This window comes from Streptomyces sp. NPDC049970 (genome assembly GCF_040660235.1).
In the GTDB taxonomy this organism is placed as follows: Bacteria; Actinomycetota; Actinomycetes; order Streptomycetales; family Streptomycetaceae; genus Streptomyces.
The window spans coordinates 87,148-104,466 of record NZ_JBFALP010000003.1; the positions used below are offsets into that span (position 1 = coordinate 87,148).

The 17,319-nt window shown below is 71.5% G+C and carries 17 protein-coding genes and 2 tRNA genes; 12 read left to right on the top strand and 7 right to left on the bottom strand.

The window, feature by feature from the left end:
- The 3 genes from AB0I83_RS06655 to AB0I83_RS06665 all read left to right on the top strand — a co-directional run bounded on the left by AB0I83_RS06655 (position 1) and on the right by AB0I83_RS06665 (position 2,545).
- A tRNA-Met gene (locus AB0I83_RS06655) sits at positions 1-74 on the top strand.
- Positions 75-285: 211 nt separating this feature from the next.
- Positions 286-2,322: a tetratricopeptide repeat protein gene (locus AB0I83_RS06660; protein ID WP_363303847.1), complete on the top strand. Its 2,037-nt coding sequence runs from the start codon at positions 286-288 to the stop codon at positions 2,320-2,322.
- Positions 2,323-2,471: 149 nt separating this feature from the next.
- A tRNA-Met gene (locus AB0I83_RS06665) sits at positions 2,472-2,545 on the top strand.
- Between the two features lie 251 nt (positions 2,546-2,796).
- Here the strand turns inward: AB0I83_RS06665 and AB0I83_RS06670 are convergent.
- Complete coding sequence (locus AB0I83_RS06670; RefSeq protein ID WP_356534312.1) at positions 2,797-3,216, bottom strand: Fur family transcriptional regulator; 420 nt, start codon at positions 3,214-3,216, stop codon at positions 2,797-2,799.
- Positions 3,217-3,357: 141 nt separating this feature from the next.
- Here AB0I83_RS06670 and AB0I83_RS06675 point away from each other — a divergent pair, with 141 nt between their 5' ends.
- Positions 3,358-4,827, top strand: a complete 1,470-nt coding sequence (locus AB0I83_RS06675) for a catalase (RefSeq protein ID WP_363303848.1) — start codon at positions 3,358-3,360, stop codon at positions 4,825-4,827.
- An 84-nt stretch (positions 4,828-4,911) separates the two neighbouring features.
- Here AB0I83_RS06675 and AB0I83_RS06680 read toward each other — a convergent pair whose 3' ends face one another.
- Entirely contained in the window at positions 4,912-5,313 is a 402-nt protein-coding gene (locus AB0I83_RS06680) for a CBS domain-containing protein (RefSeq protein ID WP_356534308.1), read from the bottom strand.
- A 405-nt stretch (positions 5,314-5,718) separates the two neighbouring features.
- On the opposite strand from AB0I83_RS06680, the gene AB0I83_RS06685 reads away from it, so the two are divergent.
- The gene (locus tag AB0I83_RS06685) at positions 5,719-6,141 is read left to right on the top strand and encodes a hypothetical protein (protein ID WP_363303849.1); all 423 of its coding nucleotides are present in this window, start codon (positions 5,719-5,721) and stop codon (positions 6,139-6,141) included.
- 314 nt (positions 6,142-6,455) lie between these two features.
- Here AB0I83_RS06685 and hisN read toward each other — a convergent pair whose 3' ends face one another.
- Entirely contained in the window at positions 6,456-7,256 is an 801-nt protein-coding gene (gene hisN / locus AB0I83_RS06690; protein WP_363303850.1) for a histidinol-phosphatase, read from the bottom strand.
- A 137-nt stretch (positions 7,257-7,393) separates the two neighbouring features.
- On the opposite strand from hisN, the gene AB0I83_RS06695 reads away from it, so the two are divergent.
- Positions 7,394-8,062: a TetR/AcrR family transcriptional regulator gene (locus AB0I83_RS06695; RefSeq protein WP_363303851.1), complete on the top strand. Its 669-nt coding sequence runs from the start codon at positions 7,394-7,396 to the stop codon at positions 8,060-8,062.
- On the opposite strand, the gene AB0I83_RS06700 is transcribed toward AB0I83_RS06695, so the two are convergent.
- From AB0I83_RS06700 to AB0I83_RS06715, 4 genes are all read right to left on the bottom strand, one after another.
- The gene (locus tag AB0I83_RS06700; RefSeq protein WP_356534304.1) at positions 7,954-8,277 is read right to left on the bottom strand and encodes a multidrug efflux SMR transporter; all 324 of its coding nucleotides are present in this window, start codon (positions 8,275-8,277) and stop codon (positions 7,954-7,956) included. The two genes, AB0I83_RS06695 and AB0I83_RS06700, sit on opposite strands and share 109 nt — an antisense overlap.
- A 116-nt stretch (positions 8,278-8,393) precedes the next feature.
- Positions 8,394-9,410 (bottom strand): ribosome small subunit-dependent GTPase A, encoded by a 1,017-nt coding sequence (gene rsgA / locus AB0I83_RS06705; protein ID WP_363303852.1) that lies wholly within the window; start codon positions 9,408-9,410, stop codon positions 8,394-8,396.
- 4 nt (positions 9,411-9,414) lie between these two features.
- Complete coding sequence (gene aroA / locus AB0I83_RS06710; protein WP_356534300.1) at positions 9,415-10,794, bottom strand: 3-phosphoshikimate 1-carboxyvinyltransferase; 1,380 nt, start codon at positions 10,792-10,794, stop codon at positions 9,415-9,417.
- A gap of 114 nt (positions 10,795-10,908) precedes the next feature.
- Positions 10,909-11,622, bottom strand: coding sequence for a M50 family metallopeptidase (locus tag AB0I83_RS06715; protein ID WP_363303853.1), 714 nt, complete (start codon positions 11,620-11,622; stop codon positions 10,909-10,911).
- 72 nt (positions 11,623-11,694) lie between these two features.
- On the opposite strand from AB0I83_RS06715, the gene AB0I83_RS06720 reads away from it, so the two are divergent.
- From AB0I83_RS06720 to AB0I83_RS06745, 6 genes are all read left to right on the top strand, one after another.
- Positions 11,695-12,510, top strand: coding sequence for an SOS response-associated peptidase (locus tag AB0I83_RS06720; RefSeq protein ID WP_363303854.1), 816 nt, complete (start codon positions 11,695-11,697; stop codon positions 12,508-12,510).
- Between the two features lie 18 nt (positions 12,511-12,528).
- Complete coding sequence (locus tag AB0I83_RS06725; RefSeq protein ID WP_363303855.1) at positions 12,529-13,224, top strand: alpha/beta family hydrolase; 696 nt, start codon at positions 12,529-12,531, stop codon at positions 13,222-13,224.
- A gap of 311 nt (positions 13,225-13,535) precedes the next feature.
- Positions 13,536-14,192, top strand: coding sequence for a sigma-70 family RNA polymerase sigma factor (locus tag AB0I83_RS06730; protein ID WP_356534295.1), 657 nt, complete (start codon positions 13,536-13,538; stop codon positions 14,190-14,192).
- A complete protein-coding gene (gene rsrA, locus AB0I83_RS06735) occupies positions 14,189-14,539 on the top strand; it encodes a mycothiol system anti-sigma-R factor (RefSeq protein WP_356841428.1) in 351 nt (116 codons plus the stop codon). Before AB0I83_RS06730 ends, rsrA begins: the two co-directional genes overlap by 4 nt.
- Positions 14,540-14,692: 153 nt before the next feature.
- Positions 14,693-16,072 carry an HD-GYP domain-containing protein gene (locus tag AB0I83_RS06740; RefSeq protein WP_356841426.1) on the top strand — a complete coding sequence of 460 codons (1,380 nt, stop codon included), beginning with the start codon at positions 14,693-14,695 and terminating at the stop codon, positions 16,070-16,072.
- Entirely contained in the window at positions 16,069-17,319 is a 1,251-nt protein-coding gene (locus tag AB0I83_RS06745) for a metal-dependent phosphohydrolase (RefSeq protein ID WP_363303856.1), read from the top strand. Before AB0I83_RS06740 ends, AB0I83_RS06745 begins: the two co-directional genes overlap by 4 nt.

Below are 17,319 nucleotides of genomic sequence, written 5' to 3' on the forward strand. Positions count from 1 at the left end.
CGCGGGGTGGAGCAGCTCGGTAGCTCGCTGGGCTCATAACCCAGAGGTCGCAGGTTCAAATCCTGTCCCCGCTACTGAATGACGAAGGCCCGGATCCTTTTGGATCCGGGCCTTCGTCATGCCGTGGGCCTCTTTCTCAAGATGTGCGGCGAAGTGCGGTTCGCTGGCCGGCAGTTTGGGCCAAACGTGTTTGACTTGTCTCTCTGTGGGCAAGTCGACAAAACGCTGAAGTGACCTCACTGGCCGCGATATACCAGGTGTGCGCGGGTTACAGGTGGTGCGACGATGGTATTTATGGGGGACAGGGCAACTCTGTTGGAGACAGGGCGGTTTGTGCAGCGACGCGGCCGGACGGCGGAAAACGTGGCAGATGCGGTATTCGCCGCTGCCCTGACCGGGACCGCCGAGCGCGCCCGCGTATCCGCCGCGGCGGACGTCGACGCGACGGCGGACGCCGCCGAGGTGACCGCGCGCGTCGAGGGTGCGGACGCCAACGACACCACCGACACCGCGGACCACTCCGACGAGACCGAGGCGCGGCACCGTCGTGCCGCGGACGCCGGCGACACCACGTCGATGAGCGTCCTCGGCGCCCTTCTGCTGCGTCGCGGAGACCTGGACGGCGCCGAGGCCTACCTGCGGGCGGCCACCGCCGAGGGCGACCGGGCGGCGGCCAACAACCTGGGCGTCCTGCTGCACCAGAGGGGTTACACGGACGAGGCCGCGGGCTGGTGGCGTATCGCGGCGGTCGCGGGCTCCGCCGCTGCCGCACACGCCCTCGGTCGGCACTTCCGCGAGCGCGGCGACGAGCCGGGTGCCGAGTACTGGCTGCGCCAGTCCGCCGAGCATGGCCACGCGCTGGGTGCCTACGCCCTCGCCGACCTGCTGGAGCACCGCGGCGACACCGGGGCCGAGCGCTGGCTGCGCGCCGCCGCGGAGCAGGGGCACCGGGAGGCCGCCTACCGCCTGGCGCGCGCGGTCGAGCGCAATGCCGTAGGTGACGCGTACGACGCCTTCGGCCCGGGGCGCGTGGTGGGCGGCGGTCCGCAGGAGCGGCCGGTGGTCGGTCCCGTCGTGAAGCGGGACAGCCCCGTCGCGGGCCCCGGCACCGGCCGGGTCGGCGAGGCCGAGCAGTGGTACCGGCAGGCCGCCGCCCGGGGACACCGGCGCGCCGCCCTGCATCTCGGTGCCATCCTCGAGCAGCGCGGTGAGCTGAAGGAGGCCGGCCGCTGGTACCTCGGCGCGGCCAAGGACGGTGAGGCCCGCGCGGCCTGCGCCCTGGGCTTCCTGCTGCGTGACGCCGGCGACGAGGAGAGCGCGGCCGTGTGGTGGCTGCGTGCCGCCCTGGACGGCGACGGCAACGCCGCCAACGCCCTCGGTGCCCTGCACGCCGCCCGTGGCGAGCAGCAGACCGCGGAGCGCTGGTACCGCGCCGCGATGGACGCGGGTGACGTCAACGGCGCGTACAACCTCGGCCTGCTCTGTGCCGCCCAGGACCGGATCCCGCAGGCGGAGCAGTGGTACCGGAGGGCTGCCTACGCGGGACACCGCGAGGCGGCGAACGCGCTGGCTGTGCTGCTCCTCCAGGCCGGGGACGCGAGCGGGGCCGAGCCCTGGTTCTCGAAGGCCGCCGAGGCGGGCAGCGTGGACGCCGCCTTCAATCTCGGCATCCTGCACGCCGGGCGTGACGAGGACCGTACGGCCTTCGGCTGGTACCAGCGCGCGGCGTCCGCCGGGCACACCGACGCCGCGCTCCAGGTGGGCATGGCCCTGCTCAGGGACGGCGAGGAGCAGGAGGCCGAGCGCCATCTGCGCTGCGCCGCCGGCGGTGGCAGCGCCGAGGCCGCGTTCCGGCTGGCCGGGCTGCTCGACCTCCGCCGTCCGGCGCCTGGTGCTCCCGGACTTGGGGAGCCGATGCCGGAGAAGACCGAGTGCGAGGAGTGGTACGAGAGGGCGGCCGGGCAGGGCCACCGACGCGCACAGGTGCGGGCGGGGATGCTGGCGGCCGCGCGCGGCGACATGGCCAACGCCGCCCGGTGGTACCGCGAGGCCGCCGAGTCGGGCAGTCGCAACGGTGCCTTCAACCTCGGCCTGCTGCTCGCCAGGGAGGGGAGCGAGCGCGAGGCCGCCCTGTGGTGGAGCCGGGCGGCCAACGACGGCCACGGCCGGGCGGCCCTGCGCCTCGCGCTGCTCGCCGCCCGCCGGGGCGAGCTCACCGAGGGGCAGCGCTGGTGCGCCCGCGCGGTCGAGCTGGGCCCTGCGGAGGTGGCCGAGCGGGCCGCGCGGCTGCTGGACGCTCTGCACCAGGAGCTCACCGCGTGACCTGACGCGCGGGGCACACGCCCGGCCCGGGGGCCTACCCGGTCGGCCCCCCGCACCAGGCCGGGCTCGTGCGGGGCAGGGCGGCTGCGGGGCCGGGAGATGAATTTGCCCTGCTCGGTGGGGTTGCCGTAGAGTTGCAATCACAACGACGCGGGGTGGAGCAGCTCGGTAGCTCGCTGGGCTCATAACCCAGAGGTCGCAGGTTCAAATCCTGTCCCCGCTACTGAAAGACCGAGGCCCGGATCCTTCCAAGGATCCGGGCCTCGGTCGTATGCCCACGCCGCATACGCCGTATGCCCACGCCGCATACGCCGTATGCCCACGCCGCATACGCCGTATGCCCACACGCCGTATGTCCGCGTCGCATGTCCAAGCGAAGACAACCCGCGCCGGGGTCGGATGCCGCGAAGGTGGCCGACGCGAGGTCCAGCCGTGTGGAGACGGCGCCCGTCCCGTCCCGTGCGGTTCGCCGCTTCAGCCGGTGGCGGCGCAGTTCGGGCAGATGCCGCGGTAGGTCACCTCGACGCCCGAGACGCTGAAGCCGAAACGCTCCTCGGTCGGCAGGTCCGCCAGCGGGTTGCCGGACGGGTGTACGTCACGGATCGCTCCGCAGTGCCCGCAGACCAGGTGGTGATGGGGGCGGTGGGCGTTGGGGTCGTACCGCTTGGCCCGGCGGTCCGTGGAGACCTCGATCACCTCGCCCAGGGACACCATCTCGCCCAGCGTGTTGTACACGGTGGCGCGGGAGATCTCCGGCAGCCGGGCGACGGCCCTCGCGTGGACCTCGTCCGCCGTCAGGTGCACATGGTCCCCCTCGAGAACCTCGGCCACGACGCGCCGCTGTGCCGTCATGCGCCAGCCGCGTCCACGAAGTCGTTCCAGGAGGTCACTCATGGCCCCAGCGTAACAGCGGAGGCACCGAGTCCCGAGTCGGTGTGACTTTAGATCTTTGCTTGACTTGGACAATGTCCATTGTAGGATCGAATTCGATACTGGGCAGGACAGTCCGCGCGGGGCGACCGCACCGCGCGGGGAATGACGCAGGAGGCGCGCGTGACTCAGGGACCGCTCACCACGGAGGCCGGGGCTCCGGTTGCCGACAACCAGAACAGTGAGACCGCCGGCCCGGGTGGACCGGTCCTGGTCCAGGACCAGGCGCTCCTGGAGAAGCTCGCCCACTTCAACCGCGAGCGCATCCCCGAGCGCATCGTCCACGCGCGTGGCGCCGGCGCGTACGGCACGTTCACGCTGACCCGGGACGTCTCGCAGTGGACGCGGGCCAAGTTCCTCTCGGAGGTCGGCAAGCAGACCGAGACCTTCCTGCGCTTCTCCACCGTGGCGGGCAACCTCGGCTCCGCGGACGCGGCGCGGGACCCCCGTGGATGGGCGCTGAAGTTCTACACCGAGGAGGGCAACTACGACCTCGTCGGCAACAACACCCCGGTGTTCTTCATCAAGGACGCCATCAAGTTCCCCGACTTCATCCACACTCAGAAGCGCGACCCCTACACCGGGTCCCAGGAGGCGGACAACGTCTGGGACTTCTGGGGTCTCTCGCCGGAGTCCACACACCAGGTGACCTGGCTCTTCGGTGACCGCGGCATCCCGGCCTCGTACCGTCACATGAACGGCTACGGCTCGCACACCTTCCAGTGGAACAACGAGGCCGGTGAGGTCTTCTGGGTCAAGTACCACTTCAAGACCGACCAGGGCATCAAGAGCCTCACCACCGAGGAGGCCGTCCGCCTCTCCGGTGTCGACCCGGACAGCCACCAGCGTGACCTGCGCGAGTCGATCGAGCGGGGTGACTTCCCGAGCTGGACCGTGCAGGTCCAGATCATGCCCGCGGCCGAGGCTGCGGGCTACCGCTTCAACCCGTTCGACCTCACCAAGGTGTGGCCGCACGAGGACTACCCGCCGATCGAGATCGGCAGGCTGGAGCTCAACCGCAACCCGGAGAACATCTTCGCCGAGGTCGAGCAGTCGATCTTCAGCCCGGCACACTTCGTGCCCGGCATCGGCCCGTCCCCGGACAAGATGCTCCAGGGGCGCCTCTTCGCGTACGGCGACGCCCACCGCTACCGGGTCGGGATCAACGCCGACCACCTGCCCGTGAACCGCCCGCACGCCACCGAGGCGCGCACCAACAGCCGTGACGGTCACCTGTACGACGGCCGCCACAAGGGTGCGAAGAACTACGAGCCGAACAGCTTCGGCGGTCCGGACCAGACCGGCCGGCCGCTCTGGCAGCCCGTACCCGTCACCGGCGGCACGGGCAACCACGAGGCCCCGCTCCACGCCGAGGACGACGACTTCGTGCAGGCGGGCGATCTCTACCGGCTGCTCTCCGAGGACGAGAAGGTCCGGCTGGTCGACAACCTCGCCGGGTTCATCTCCCAGGTATCGCGTGACGACATCGCCGAGCGCGCCGTCGGCAACTTCCGTCAGGCGGACGGTGACTTCGGCAAGCGGCTGGAAGCCGCGGTCCGGGCGCTGCGCGCCTGACGCGGACGCTGGTGGGCGGGTCGGATCTCCGGAAGGTTCGGGGGTCCGGCCCGCAGCCGTGTCCGGGCCCCTGGTCGGGCTGCCTCAGGGCACCAGTTCGACCGGGTGCCGCCTGGCCGGGGTCCAGCAGCGGATGATGTCGCGCACGGAGACGACGCCGACGGGACCGTCGCCGTCCAGCACGATCAGGTGGCGGAACCCGCCGTGCGTCATGGCCGCCGCGGCCTCGTCGAGTGTCCAGGTGGGCGAGGCGAAGACCACGTCCGTGGTGGTGTGGGTGGAGGCGGTCTCGACGTCGGGGTCCTGCCCCGCGCCCACCGCGTTGAGGATGTCGCGTTCGGTGATGATGCCGAGGCCGCAGGTGTCCGGATCGTGGACGACGGCCGCTCCGACACGGCGGGCCGACATCAGGCGGGCCGCCTGGCGGAGGGTGTGGGCTGGGCCGATCGTGAGGACCAGGGTGCTCATGGCGTCACGGACGAGCATGAAGGGAGCCACCTCCTTCGGGTCGCGAACGTGGAGCGGCCCTCGTGAGCCGATTCACAAGTTCACAAACTGGGGGACTCTCAGAGTGGCACCCCGGAGGTGGCCGGGCAAGGGGGCCTGCATCGACGCCCTGTAGTGTCTCGCGAGATCCCGCTTAGCGCGCTCTCCACTCCTTCGGTGCAGCGTCCGCGGTGGCCGTGGGAGGCGATTCGCGACCCCTGGCCCGCGACCCGCCGCACGCCGCGCTGCGACAGCTTTTTCAGTATGTCGAAATTGGTGTAAAACTAAATACCTTGACGCACTCAGAGGGCAATTATATAATGGATCGATTGGTGGAGGTCGATCTGGAAGTCTGGGTCGAGAGTGCTTCGTTTCATCGGGGGATTCATGAATAAAGCGGCTAAAATGGGCATGCTGACCGGCGGGGCTCTCCTGTTTTCGGCACTCGGGGTGGGCCCCGCAAGTGCTGCTACCGCCTACGGGGCCTGTGCCACCTCTCCGCTCAGCTCGAGCGGATCTGTGAATATCGCGAACTGGCCTTACGCGGGGCAGGTCACCGGCATCACGATCAAGCTCTATGACGAGAAGTCTGACGGTCACCACGTCCGCGTCAGGCTTGCTGAGCAATGGACGACCGGCAAAAGGATTTACTACTCATGGCGGAAGAACACGGACGGGTACGGCACGTACAAGAGCTGGACCACGTACATGAACCCGACGGGTGCGAACAATAAAATAAGCAATATCGTGCTTCAGGTTGCGACATATGAAGGCGATACTCAGTTGCAGTACTGCGAGAAGAGGTTGGACAACCCCGGGGGAGCGTGACCGGCAAGGTTGTTCTCGGTGGGCCGCCTCGCATGAGTCGGATACCGTCGCTGTGGGCCGGTAATACTTTCAGGGCTGGGCCTTCTCGCATTGTCAGTAGATCGGGCTGCGGGTTATGGAGGCCGAAACCGTCCGGGAGTGCTGTACGGCGTTCCCGCCTGCCAGACGGGTGAAGGGGTGGGGCAGATCCGGCCCGAATCTGCCCCACCAAGCGGATGCGGGAGCCGTCCGCGCGCACACGACCGACCGTGTCGTTGCGGAGGACGAACGAGATGCGCTGCGGGCCCGCCCCCCGGCCGCCACCACCCGCAGGTTCAGTAGCGCTGGTTCAGGTAACCGAGCAGTTCGTCGTGCAGCAGCCCGTTCGACGCCGCCGCGTTGCCGCCACCGGGACCCGAGACCCCGTCCAGGCCCGTGAAGCGCCCGCCGGCCTCCTGGACGATGATCGCGTTCGCGGCCATGTCCCACAGGGAGAGCTCCGGCTCCGCGCAGATGTCCACCGAACCCTCGGCGACCATCATGTACGGCCAGAAGTCCCCGTACCCCCGCGTGCGCCAGCAGGCCCGGGTCAGGTCCATGAAGCCGTCGAGCCGGCCCTGCTCCTCCCAGCCGGTCATCGAGGCGTACGCGAACGAGGAGTCCGCGATCCGGTCGACCTTCGACACCCGCATCCGCGTCGCGGACGTCAGACTGCGGCCGGTGAAGGCGCCCGCGCCCTTCGCCGCCCACCAACGCCGGTTCAGCGCGGGGGCCGAGACCACGCCGACCACCGGCTGGAAGCCGTCCTCGTCCGCCTCCATCAAGGAGATCAGCGTCGCCCAGACGGGGACGCCCCGAACGTAGTTCTTGGTGCCGTCGATCGGGTCCACCACCCAGCGCCGCGGACCCGTGCCCTCGAGTCCGTACTCCTCGCCCAGGATCGCGTCACGCGGGCGTGCACGGTGGAGATGACCGCGGATCAGCTCCTCGGCGTGCTTGTCCGCCTCGCTCACGGGGGTCATGTCCGGCTTGGTCTCGACCTTGAGGTCCAGAGCCTTGAACCGGTCCGTCGTCGCAGCGTCCGCGGCGTCCGCCAGTACGTGGGCCAGGCGCAGGTCATCGTGGTAATCGGGCATGTCGTCACAGTATCCACCGCCACCCGGCCCGGGCTACACGGGCCCGTGCGGCCCCTGGGAGCGCCGGTGCGCGGACCCTTGACAGCGCCCCGGAGCGCGTCGACGCTGAATCGCGGATCCCGGCGTGGGAGGCGACGATGCCGACAGCGCGAGAAGCCCTGCTGGACGCCGCGTACTCGGCACTCTCCAACCAGCCCTGGACGTCGGTGCGCATGGTCGACGTGGCGGCCCGTGCCGGGGTGTCCCGGCAGACGCTCTACAACGAGTTCGGGAGCAAGGAGGGTCTGGCCCGCTCGGTGATCCGGCGCGCGGCCGACGGCTACCTGGCAGGTGTGGACCGGACGCTGGGTGCCGATCGCCGGCAGGGGGACGGGCCTGCGGAGCTCGCCCGCTGGACGGTCCGGGCGGCCGGGGCGGACATGCTGGTCAAAGCGCTGCTCACGGGTGTCTGGCAGGACCGCGCGCTCGACCCGGGAGCCCTCGCGACGGGGCGGCGCTCCGTTCCGGCACTGCCGACGCCGGGCGAACTGCTGTCACTCGTACGGGAGCGGGCCGTCGCCGCGCTGGCGGGCGGCTCCCCGCCGCACGGCCCCGCGAAGCTGGAGCTGCGCTGCGAGATCGCGCTCCGGCTCGCCGTCTCGTACGCGCTGGTGCCGGCGGACCCCGTGACGGGCTGGGCGCCGGGCGATCGGGTGGCTCAGTGCGAGGAGCCCGACAGCTGGAGGCCGATCACGCCGATGACCACCAGGGAGATCGACACCAGCTTGAGTGTGGAGACCACGTCGTCGAGGAAGACCATGCCGTAGATCGCCGTACCCGCGGCCCCGATGCCCGTCCACACCGCGTACGCCGGGCCGACGTCGAGCTTCTTCAGCGAGAGCGTGAGCAGACCGAAGCTGCCGAGTGCGAACGCGCAGAACGCCAGGGTCGGCCAGAGCCGGGTGAATCCGTGCGAGAGCTTCAGACACACGGCGAAGCCGGTCTCGAGCAGTCCGGCGACCACGACCAGCAACCACGCCATCGTCTGGTGCCTCCCACGTAGGTGACGCTTCGTCCCGCTCGACGCGATTATGCCCTTACCAGCCGTGGGACCTCGCAAACGTGCGCGAGTCGGGCGGCCCGCGCCGACGACCCGGATCAGTCGCCCTCGCGCCGCTCCCTGGTCGCGAGGAGTCTCCGCAGCGAATCCAGCCGGGCCGGATCGGCGTGTCCGTCGGCTACCCAGGCGTCCAGGGCGCACTCCGGCTCCTGGCCGTCGTGCGTACAGCCGCGCGGACAGTTCTCGGTGCCCGGCTCCAGGTCCGGGAAGGCGTTGATGACCCGGGAGGGGTCGACGTGGTGCAGACCGAAGGAGCGCACGCCCGGGGTGTCGACCACCCAGCCGCGGTCGTCCGGCAGCGGCAGGGCGAGAGCCGACGTGGTGGTGTGCCGGCCACGCCCGGTGACGGCGTTGACCACGCCCGTCGTGCGGCGCCTGTCCTTCGGGACCAAGGCGTTGACCAGCGTCGTCTTGCCGACCCCGGAGTGCCCGACGAAGGCGGTCACCCGGTCGTACAGCAGTTCGCGCACCCGGTCGGCGGCGTTGCCGTTCTCCAGCTCCTCACGGCTGGTCACGATGTAGGGAACACCCAGCGGGGTGTACGCCTCCAGCAGCTTGTCCGCCGACGCCAGGTCCGACTTGGTCAGCACCAGGAGCGGGGTGAGCCCGCCGTCGTACGCCGCCACCAGGCAGCGGTCGATCATGCGGGGCCGTGGTTCGGGGTCGGCCAGGGCCGTCACGATGGCCAGCTGGTCGGCGTTCGCGACGACCACCCTCTCGAACGGGTCGTCGTCGTCCGCCGTGCGGCGGAGCACCGAGGTGCGGGTGCTGATCCGGACGATGCGGGCGAGGGTGTCCTTGTCGCCGGAGAGGTCACCGACCAGGGAGACGCGGTCGCCCACCACGGCGGCCTTGCGGCCCAGTTCCCGGGCCTTCATGGCCATCACGGTGCGGTCGTCGACCAGGCAGGTGAGCCGGCCCCGGTCGACGGTGAGGACCATGCCCTCCTGGGCGTCCTCGTGCTTGGGGCGGGTGTGCGTACGGGGCCGGTTGCCCTTGGGGTTGGGGCGGACGCGGATGTCGTCCTCGTCGGGGTTCTTCCCGTAGCGGCGCATGGCCTCAGACCCCGCGGCTTCCGGGGGAGACGCCGAGCGCCCCGGGAGCGACCCCGACCGCACCGGAGGGCTCCCCGAGCATGCCGGTCCACATCGCCGGGAAGTCCGGCAGGGTCTTCGCGGTCGTGGCGACGTTCTCGATCTCCACCCCGGCCACGGCGAGGCCGATGATCGCGCCGGCCGTCGCCATCCTGTGGTCGTCGTACGTGTGGAAGGTGCCGCCCCGCAGCGGACGCGGGTTGATCCGCAGTCCGTCGGCCGTCTCCGTGACGTCACCGCCGAGGCCGTTGATCTCCTTGGTGAGCGCGGCCAGCCGGTCCGTCTCGTGCAGCCGCAGATGGGCGACCCCGCTCAGCGTGGACGGGGAGTCCGCGAGGGCGGCGAGGGCGGCGATGCCCGGCGTCAGCTCGCCGACCTCGCTCAGGTCGACGTCGATGCCGTGGACCGAGCCCGTGCCGGTGAAGGTGAGACCGCGCTCGGTCAGCTCGCAGACGCCACCCATCGCGGTGAAGATCTCGCGCAGCGCGTCACCCGGCTGAGTGGTGCGCAGCGGCCAGTCGGGGACGGTGACGCGGCCACCGGTCACCAGTGCGGCGGCCAGGAAGGGCTGTGCGTTGGAGAGGTCGGGCTCCACGGTCAGATCACGGCCCAGCAGCGCGGAGGGCGAGACCCGCCAGACGTCGGGCTCGCCGCCCGACTCGGGCTCGTCGACCTGCGCGCCGACCGAGCGCAGCATGTCGACGGTCATCCGGATGTGTGGCATGGAGGGCAGTGCCGAGCCGGTGTGGCGCACCTCGACCCCCTGGTTGAAGCGGGGCGCGGACAGCAGCAGCGCGGATACGAACTGGGAGGACGAGGAGGCGTCGATCGACACCGGTCCGCCGTCCAGCGCTCCCGCGCCGTGCACGGTCAGCGGCAGCGTGCCCCGGCCGTCGTCGTCGATCCGTGCGCCCAGCGCCTTCAGGGCGTCGATCACGCCGTGCAGGGGGCGCTCGTAGGAACGGGGGTCACCGTCGAAGTGCACGGGTCCGTCCGCGAGGCAGGCCACCGGCGGAAGGAAGCGCATGACCGTGCCCGCGTTGCCGACGTCCACCCGGGCCGGGCCGTGCAGGCCGGCCGGGATGACGCGCCAGGCCTCGCCGGAGCCGTCGGGGCCCACACCCTCCTCGATCCCGACGCCCATCGCGCGCAGTGCCTGTGCCATCAGCAGGGTGTCGCGGGACCGCAGCGGGCGGCGCAGCCAGCCGGGTTCCGAGGACAGCGAGGCGAGCACCAGGGCGCGGTTGGTGACCGACTTCGATCCGGGCACGGTGACGGTCGCGTCGACGGCCCCGGTCGCACGGGGGGCGGGCCAGAGAGCAGGGTGCACGGCACTTTCGGTCATGGACCTCACTTTAGTGGCTCACCGAGAAACCAGATCCTGATCAAAAGCCGTGAAACCGGGGCGTAATACAAGGATGGTACGGGGCCTGTGCCCAGCCGGAGGCTTCCTGGGCCCTCACAGGACGAGCAGCCAGCGCCCGCCTCCGATCAGCGAGCACAGCGACACCGCGTGGAAGAGGAACAGCCAGATCGCGGCCGGTGCGTGTGTCAGCCGGGCCAGCTGGTCCGCGTCGGAGTCGGGAGCACCGCCGTGCCGGCGCTTGGACTGCAGCTCGAACGCCGGGCGTACGCCGCCGAGCAGCAGGAACCACACCACGGTGTACGCGAACGCCGCCTGGACGTCGGCCGAGGTCAGCCAGGACACCAGCAGGAAGGCCGTACCCGTGAGGATGACCGTCAGGGCCCCGTACAGATTGCGGATCATGACCAGCATCACGGCCAGGAGCGCGGTCGCCAGCCAGAGGAGCAGGGTGATCCGGCCGTTGGCCAGCAGCCACGCGCCGCCCAGACCGAGCAGCGGTGGCGCGGTGTATCCGGCCGCCGCGGTGAGGATCATGCCGATGCCGGTGGGCTTGCCGCGGCTGACGGTCAGCCCGCTGGTGTCCGAGTGGAGACGGATGCCGGAGAGCTGACGCCCGGTGAGCAGGGCGACCAGTCCGTGGCCGCCCTCGTGCGCGATGGTGATCGCGTTGCGGGAGAGCCTCCACAGGAGGTTGGGCACCACGGCGACGAGCGCCACGGTGGCCGTGACGACCACCAGCCACTGCTCGGGGGCGGACTGGGTGCCGAAGACGCGATCCCACAGATCGCCCAGTTCGGTGCTGTCCATGTGCGGGCGGCTCCTTGGATGCTCGAGGGATTCACGTCCACCCGACCGGCGGGTCGTGGCAGTCTGGCACTTATGTGCGGACGGTATGCAGCGAGTCGGCGGCCCGAGGACCTGACCGGGCTCTTCGGTGTCGAGAAGTGGGAACCGGCCGAGGCCCTGGAGCCCGACTGGAACGTCGCGCCGACCAAGGAGGTCTACGCGGTCCTCGACCGTCCTGTGAAGGACGCGGACGACCAGCGGCCGGTTCGCCAGTTGCGCACCCTGAAGTGGGGGCTGGTGCCGTCCTGGTCGAAGACGCCGGAGGGCGGCGCGCGCATGATCAACGCCCGCGCGGAGACCGTCCACGAGAAGCCGTCCTTCCGCCGCCCCTTCGTTTCGAGACGGTGCATCCTCCCGGCCGACGGCTACTACGAGTGGGTCACGGGCGCGGACGAGCGGCAGTTGGAGGAGAAGGGGCGGAAGAAGCGCCCCCGTAAGCAGCCCTACTTCGTGACGCCCGCCGACGGCTCCGTGTTCGCCATGGCCGGCCTGTACGAGTTCTGGCGCGACCGGACGCTGCCCGACGACCATCCGCAGGCCTGGTGGGTGACCTGCTCGGTGATCACCACCGAGGCGGAGACGGCGCCGCTCGCGGTGGCCCCCGCCGACGGCCCGGCCTCGCTCTCCGACATCCACCCCCGGATGCCGCTGATACTCACGCCCGACCGCTGGGACGACTGGCTCGACCCGTCGCACACCGATGTCGAGGAGCTGAGGGCGCTGCTGGAGCCGCCGCCCGGCGGGCTGATGCGCGCCTATCCGGTGGCCACCGCCGTCAGCAACGTCCGTAACAACGGCGCGGAACTGCTGGACGAGCTGGCCGCGCCTGAGGTGGCCACGCTCTTCTGAACCGGCAGGATGGCCTCCGTGAGCCGTACCGCAGGGACAGCCAAGAGGACAGAGACCGTCGCGACGGACGCCGGGGAGGCGAGGATCACCTGGCTCCCGGCGAAGGAGGCGCGTCTCGTGCTCGCCGTCGGTCACGGAGCCGGTGGCGGTGTCGAGGCCCGCGACCTCCAGGCCCTCGCCGGCGTGCTTCCGGACCGCGGGGTGACCGTGGCCCTGGTCGAGCAGCCGTGGAGGGTGGCCGGGAAGAAGCTCGCGCCGGCCCCCCGCACCCTGGACACCGGATGGCGCGGCCTGTGGCCCGCGCTGACGGCGCCCCGGCTGCCCGTCGTCGCGGGGGGCCGCAGCGCGGGGGCCCGGGTGGCCTGCCGCACGGCGACCGGCCTGGGTGCCCGCGCCGTGCTCGCGCTGAGCTTTCCGCTGCACCCTCCTTCCCCGAGCTCTCGACCCGGTTCGAGCAGGGGAGGACCCACCGGGAAGCCGGAGAGGTCCCGCGCGGACGAACTGCTCGGCGCGGGTGTACCCACCCTCGTGGTGCAGGGCGGCCGTGACCCGTTCGGCCGCCCCGAGGAGTTCCCGGCGGGGGACCACCGGCTCGTCGAGGTGCCGTACGCGGATCACGGCTTCGCCGTCCTGAAGAGGGCGCCGCTGACCCAGGACCGGGCGATGGACCTGCTCACCGGCGCGGTGGCCGAGTGGCTGGAAGGGCTGCGCTGAGGCCCGTCCCCCTCGGTCCGCGTCCTTCCGGCCACCCGCGCGGACCCCGGGAATGCGGGATGCGGGGCGGCTGTTGTGGCTGGTGTCGGTACAACAACGTCGTACGTGGAGAAGGGGTCCGTCGCATGGGTTCGACCATCTGCCCGAGCCGCTCGAACGCCGCCGAACTCGAGTGGACGGTGCTTCGCGCGGCCAGGAGCACGTCCGGGCGTGAGCCGGGCGCGGCGGAGCGACAGCCCGCTCAGCAGCAAGGTCGACTATTCTCCGAGGCGAGTGGGTCCGGTCTCGGCCCCGCCACATCGTTGGAGGAGGTGGGTCCGGTCACAGGGACCGACACAGGGACCGACGACGGCCGTGCGCAGGAGACGACCGCCGAGCGCAACGCGCGCTTCGAGCGGGACGCCCTCGGATATCTCGACCAGATGTACTCCGCGGCGCTGCGCATGACGCGCAACCCGGCGGATGCCGAGGACCTGGTCCAGGAGACCTACGCGAAGGCGTACGGCTCCTTCCACCAGTTCCGTGAGGGCACGAACCTCAAGGCGTGGATGTACCGCATCCTCACGAACACCTTCATCAACTCGTACCGCAAGAAGCAGCGCGAACCCCAGCGGAGCGCGGCCGAGGAGATCGAGGACTGGCAGCTGGCGCGTGCGGAGTCGCACATGTCGACCGGTCTGCGCTCGGCGGAGTCGCAGGCGCTCGACCACCTGCCCGACTCCGACGTGAAGTCGGCGCTGCAGGCGATCCCCGAGGAGTTCCGGATCGCCGTGTACCTCGCCGACGTCGAGGGCTTTGCGTACAAGGAGATCGCGGACATCATGGGGACCCCCATCGGTACGGTGATGTCCCGGCTGCACCGGGGACGCCGTCAACTGCGCGGCATGCTGGAGGACTACGCGCGTGAGCGCGGACTCGTCCCGGCCGGTGCCGGTGAGTCGGACGAAACGAAAGGCTCGGCCTCATGAGCTGCGGAGAGCCGCACGAGACGGATTGCTCAGAGGTTCTCGATCATCTCTACGAGTTCCTCGACCATGAGATGCCCGAGGGCGACTGCACCAAGTTCGAGGTGCACTTCGAGGAGTGCTCCCCGTGCCTCGAGAAGTACGGCCTGGAGCAGGCCGTGAAGAAGCTGGTCAAGCGCTGCTGCGGGCAGGACGACGTCCCCGCCGACCTGCGCTCGAAGGTGATGGGGCGGATCGACCTCATCCGTTCGGGGCAGGCCGTTCCCGAACAGGACGTGACCGTCGGCGGCGGCGACCGGTCGACTGCCGGCGCCGGTGGTTCCGACCGCCCGGCCGCCGCCGCGGAGTGACGGGCCACGACCCTCGCGACGCCCTCTCGCGCTGAGCACGGCTGTCCGGTCGTTGTCACCCGAATGTGCTAATCAGGCCCGTTCCGGCCCTCCACCGGGTCCAACTCGCTAGCCTGGCGCCTCCATCGACCAGGCTGGGGGCGGGCGTTACGGGTGAGGGGCACACCGGGGGCCGCGCGCGTCCACATCCTGTGCGTGGCCGTCTGCGCCGCGGCCTGGGGGTCGCACACGCTGTCGCCCGGCGCCGCGACCCCGTGGGGCACACTCGCCCTCCTCGCCGCGCTCTACCTGGCCTGTGAGCTCGCGGGGCGTGTCCCGATGATCGGCAGCTGGCTGCCCGCGGGTGCCGGATCGTTCTTTCCGCTGCTGCTGGCCGCGGCCTTCCTGCTGCCGCCCTCGGCCGCCGTCCTCGTCGCCGTACCCGGCTCCCTTGTGGGCCGGGTCGACCGGCCCCCCGCCGCGGCCCGCCGGGTCTGGCGCGCCGCGCAACTCGCCCTGACCGTGGGGGCGGCCTCGTGGACCTACGCCTTCCTGGGCGGGCCCGCCACCCTCGGAGGCGCGGTGGACGCCGCCGTTCCCGACCTCCCGTACGCCCTGCTCCCCGCCTGCGCGACGGCGCTCGTCTTCAGCCTCGTACTGGCCGCGCTGGACGGCGGCATCCTCGTCACCGCCGAGCGCGTGGCGGTCGGACACGCCTGGCGCGGGCTGCCGGCCCGCTCGGTCGCCCCCCACCTGGTGCACGCGCTGGCCGGGCTGATGATGGCCGTCCTGTGGCGCAGTTCGTACGGGCCGCTGTCCGCGCTGGTCGTCCTGCTGCCGATGTACATCTCCTGCTGGGTGTTCGCGCAGTACCACCGCCAGCACGCCGCTCACCGCGCCACCATCAGGGCGCTCGTCCAGGCGGTCGACATCAAGGACAGGTACACCCGAGGGCACAGCGAGCGGGTGGGCCGTGCCTCCGAGCTCATCGCCCGTGAACTCGGCATGGAGGAGAGCCGGATGGAGGCCCTGCGCTTCGCGGGCATCCTGCACGACGTCGGCAAGCTCGGCGTCCCCACCCGGGTCCTGCGCAAGGACGGGCCGCTCACGCCCGAGGAGCGCCGGGTCATCGAGCTGCACCCCGAGTACGGGCACGAGATCGTACGGGGCATCGGCTTCCTGGACGAGGCGCGCGCGGCGATCCTGCACCACCACGAGCGGCTGGACGGCAGCGGCTATCCGTACGGCCTGACCGGCGACGAGATCCCCGAGTTCGCCCGGGTCGTCGCCGTCGCGGACGCCTTCGACGCGATGACCTCGACCCGTTCCTACCGTCGCGGACGGCCCGTCCCCGCGGCCGTCGACGAGCTGCGGCGCTGCGCCGGAAGCCAGTTCGACCCGCGCATGGTGCGGGCCCTGGCACACGCACTCGACCGCCACGGCTGGTCCGCGGCGGCCAACACCGTCACGGCCGACGAGGAGCCGGCGGGGCTGCCGAGGCAGAAGCGGCCGGGGGACCGGCCGCCCGCCGGGGCACCGGAGAGCCGGCTGTGAGCCCGGACCGCCGGGGGCAGCCGGCCGCCCGCGTGGTCCGGGGGGCCGCGCTGCTCCTCGCCGCCGTCGCGCTCGGGCACACCCTGTGGAACGGGGTCGCCCAGCCCGGCCACGCGCTCGCCTTCGGACTGCTGGTCGCCGTCGGCGAGCTGGCCCGCTGGGGAGCGCTGCCGGGAGAGCGCGAGCCCGCGCCGCTGGGAGCGGCCGGGGCGCTGGCGTACGCCCTGCTCGGGCAGAGCGCCGGGCAGACCACGACGCACGGCGCCCTCCAGGTGGTCACCGTCGTCGTCGCCGCACAGCTGCTCGCCTCCGTGCCCCACCTGGCGCGCGGCAGCGGCCCCGGGCCGGACCAGGCAGCCCGCCGGGTCCTGACCGCGGCGTTCGCCGCCGTGTGCTTCCAGCCGCTCCACCATTCGGGCCTGTCCGAGCGCTGGCTCGGTGAGGGACCGTACGTCGCCCTCCTCCTTCTCCTGCTGCTGCTCCTCACCGCCCTGTGCGACGCGGTCCTCGCGGCCCTCACGGCGGGCACCGACCGGCCGTACGGGCCGCGGCTCCGCGACGAGCTCCGCGCGCTCAGCGGCATCGGCTCGGCCGTCTGCGCCACCGGTGCGGTGATGGCCCTCGGGGTCGCCGTCGCCGGGCTGTGGGCGCTGCCCGTGCTCTGCGTCCCGCTGCTGCTCACCCAGGTGTCGTTCCGCCGGTACGCCGCCGTCCGTACGACCTACCGGCAGACCATCGCCTCGCTGGCCCGGTCCACGGAGATCGCGGGCTACACCCCGCACGGCCATGCCCGCAGGGTCGCCGACCTCTCGACGGCCGTGGGGCGGGAGCTGGGGCTCGGCGGCCCCGAGCTGACCGTCCTGGAGTACGCGGCGCTCATGCACGACATCGGTCAGCTGGCGCTCGTCGATCCGGTGCCGCACGGGGCCACCGCCGGGCTCCCGGTGTCCCAGCAGCGCCGTATCGCACTGCTCGGCGGGGCGGTGGTGCGGCAGACCGGGGTGGATCCCGCGGTGGCCGTGGTGGTGGAGCGGCAGGCGGATCCGTACCGGGAACAGCGGACCGCCGCCAGGATCGTCCGTGCGGTCAACGCGTACGACGACCTGTGCGGGGAAGGCGGCAAGGGGTCCCTGCAGGCGCTGGAGCAGCTGCGGCTCGGCACCGGCCGCGACTACCAGCCACAGGTGGTGGAAGCGCTGGCCAGGGTCCTGGCGCGGGGCGGCCCGCTGCCGGTACGGGCCGGGTAA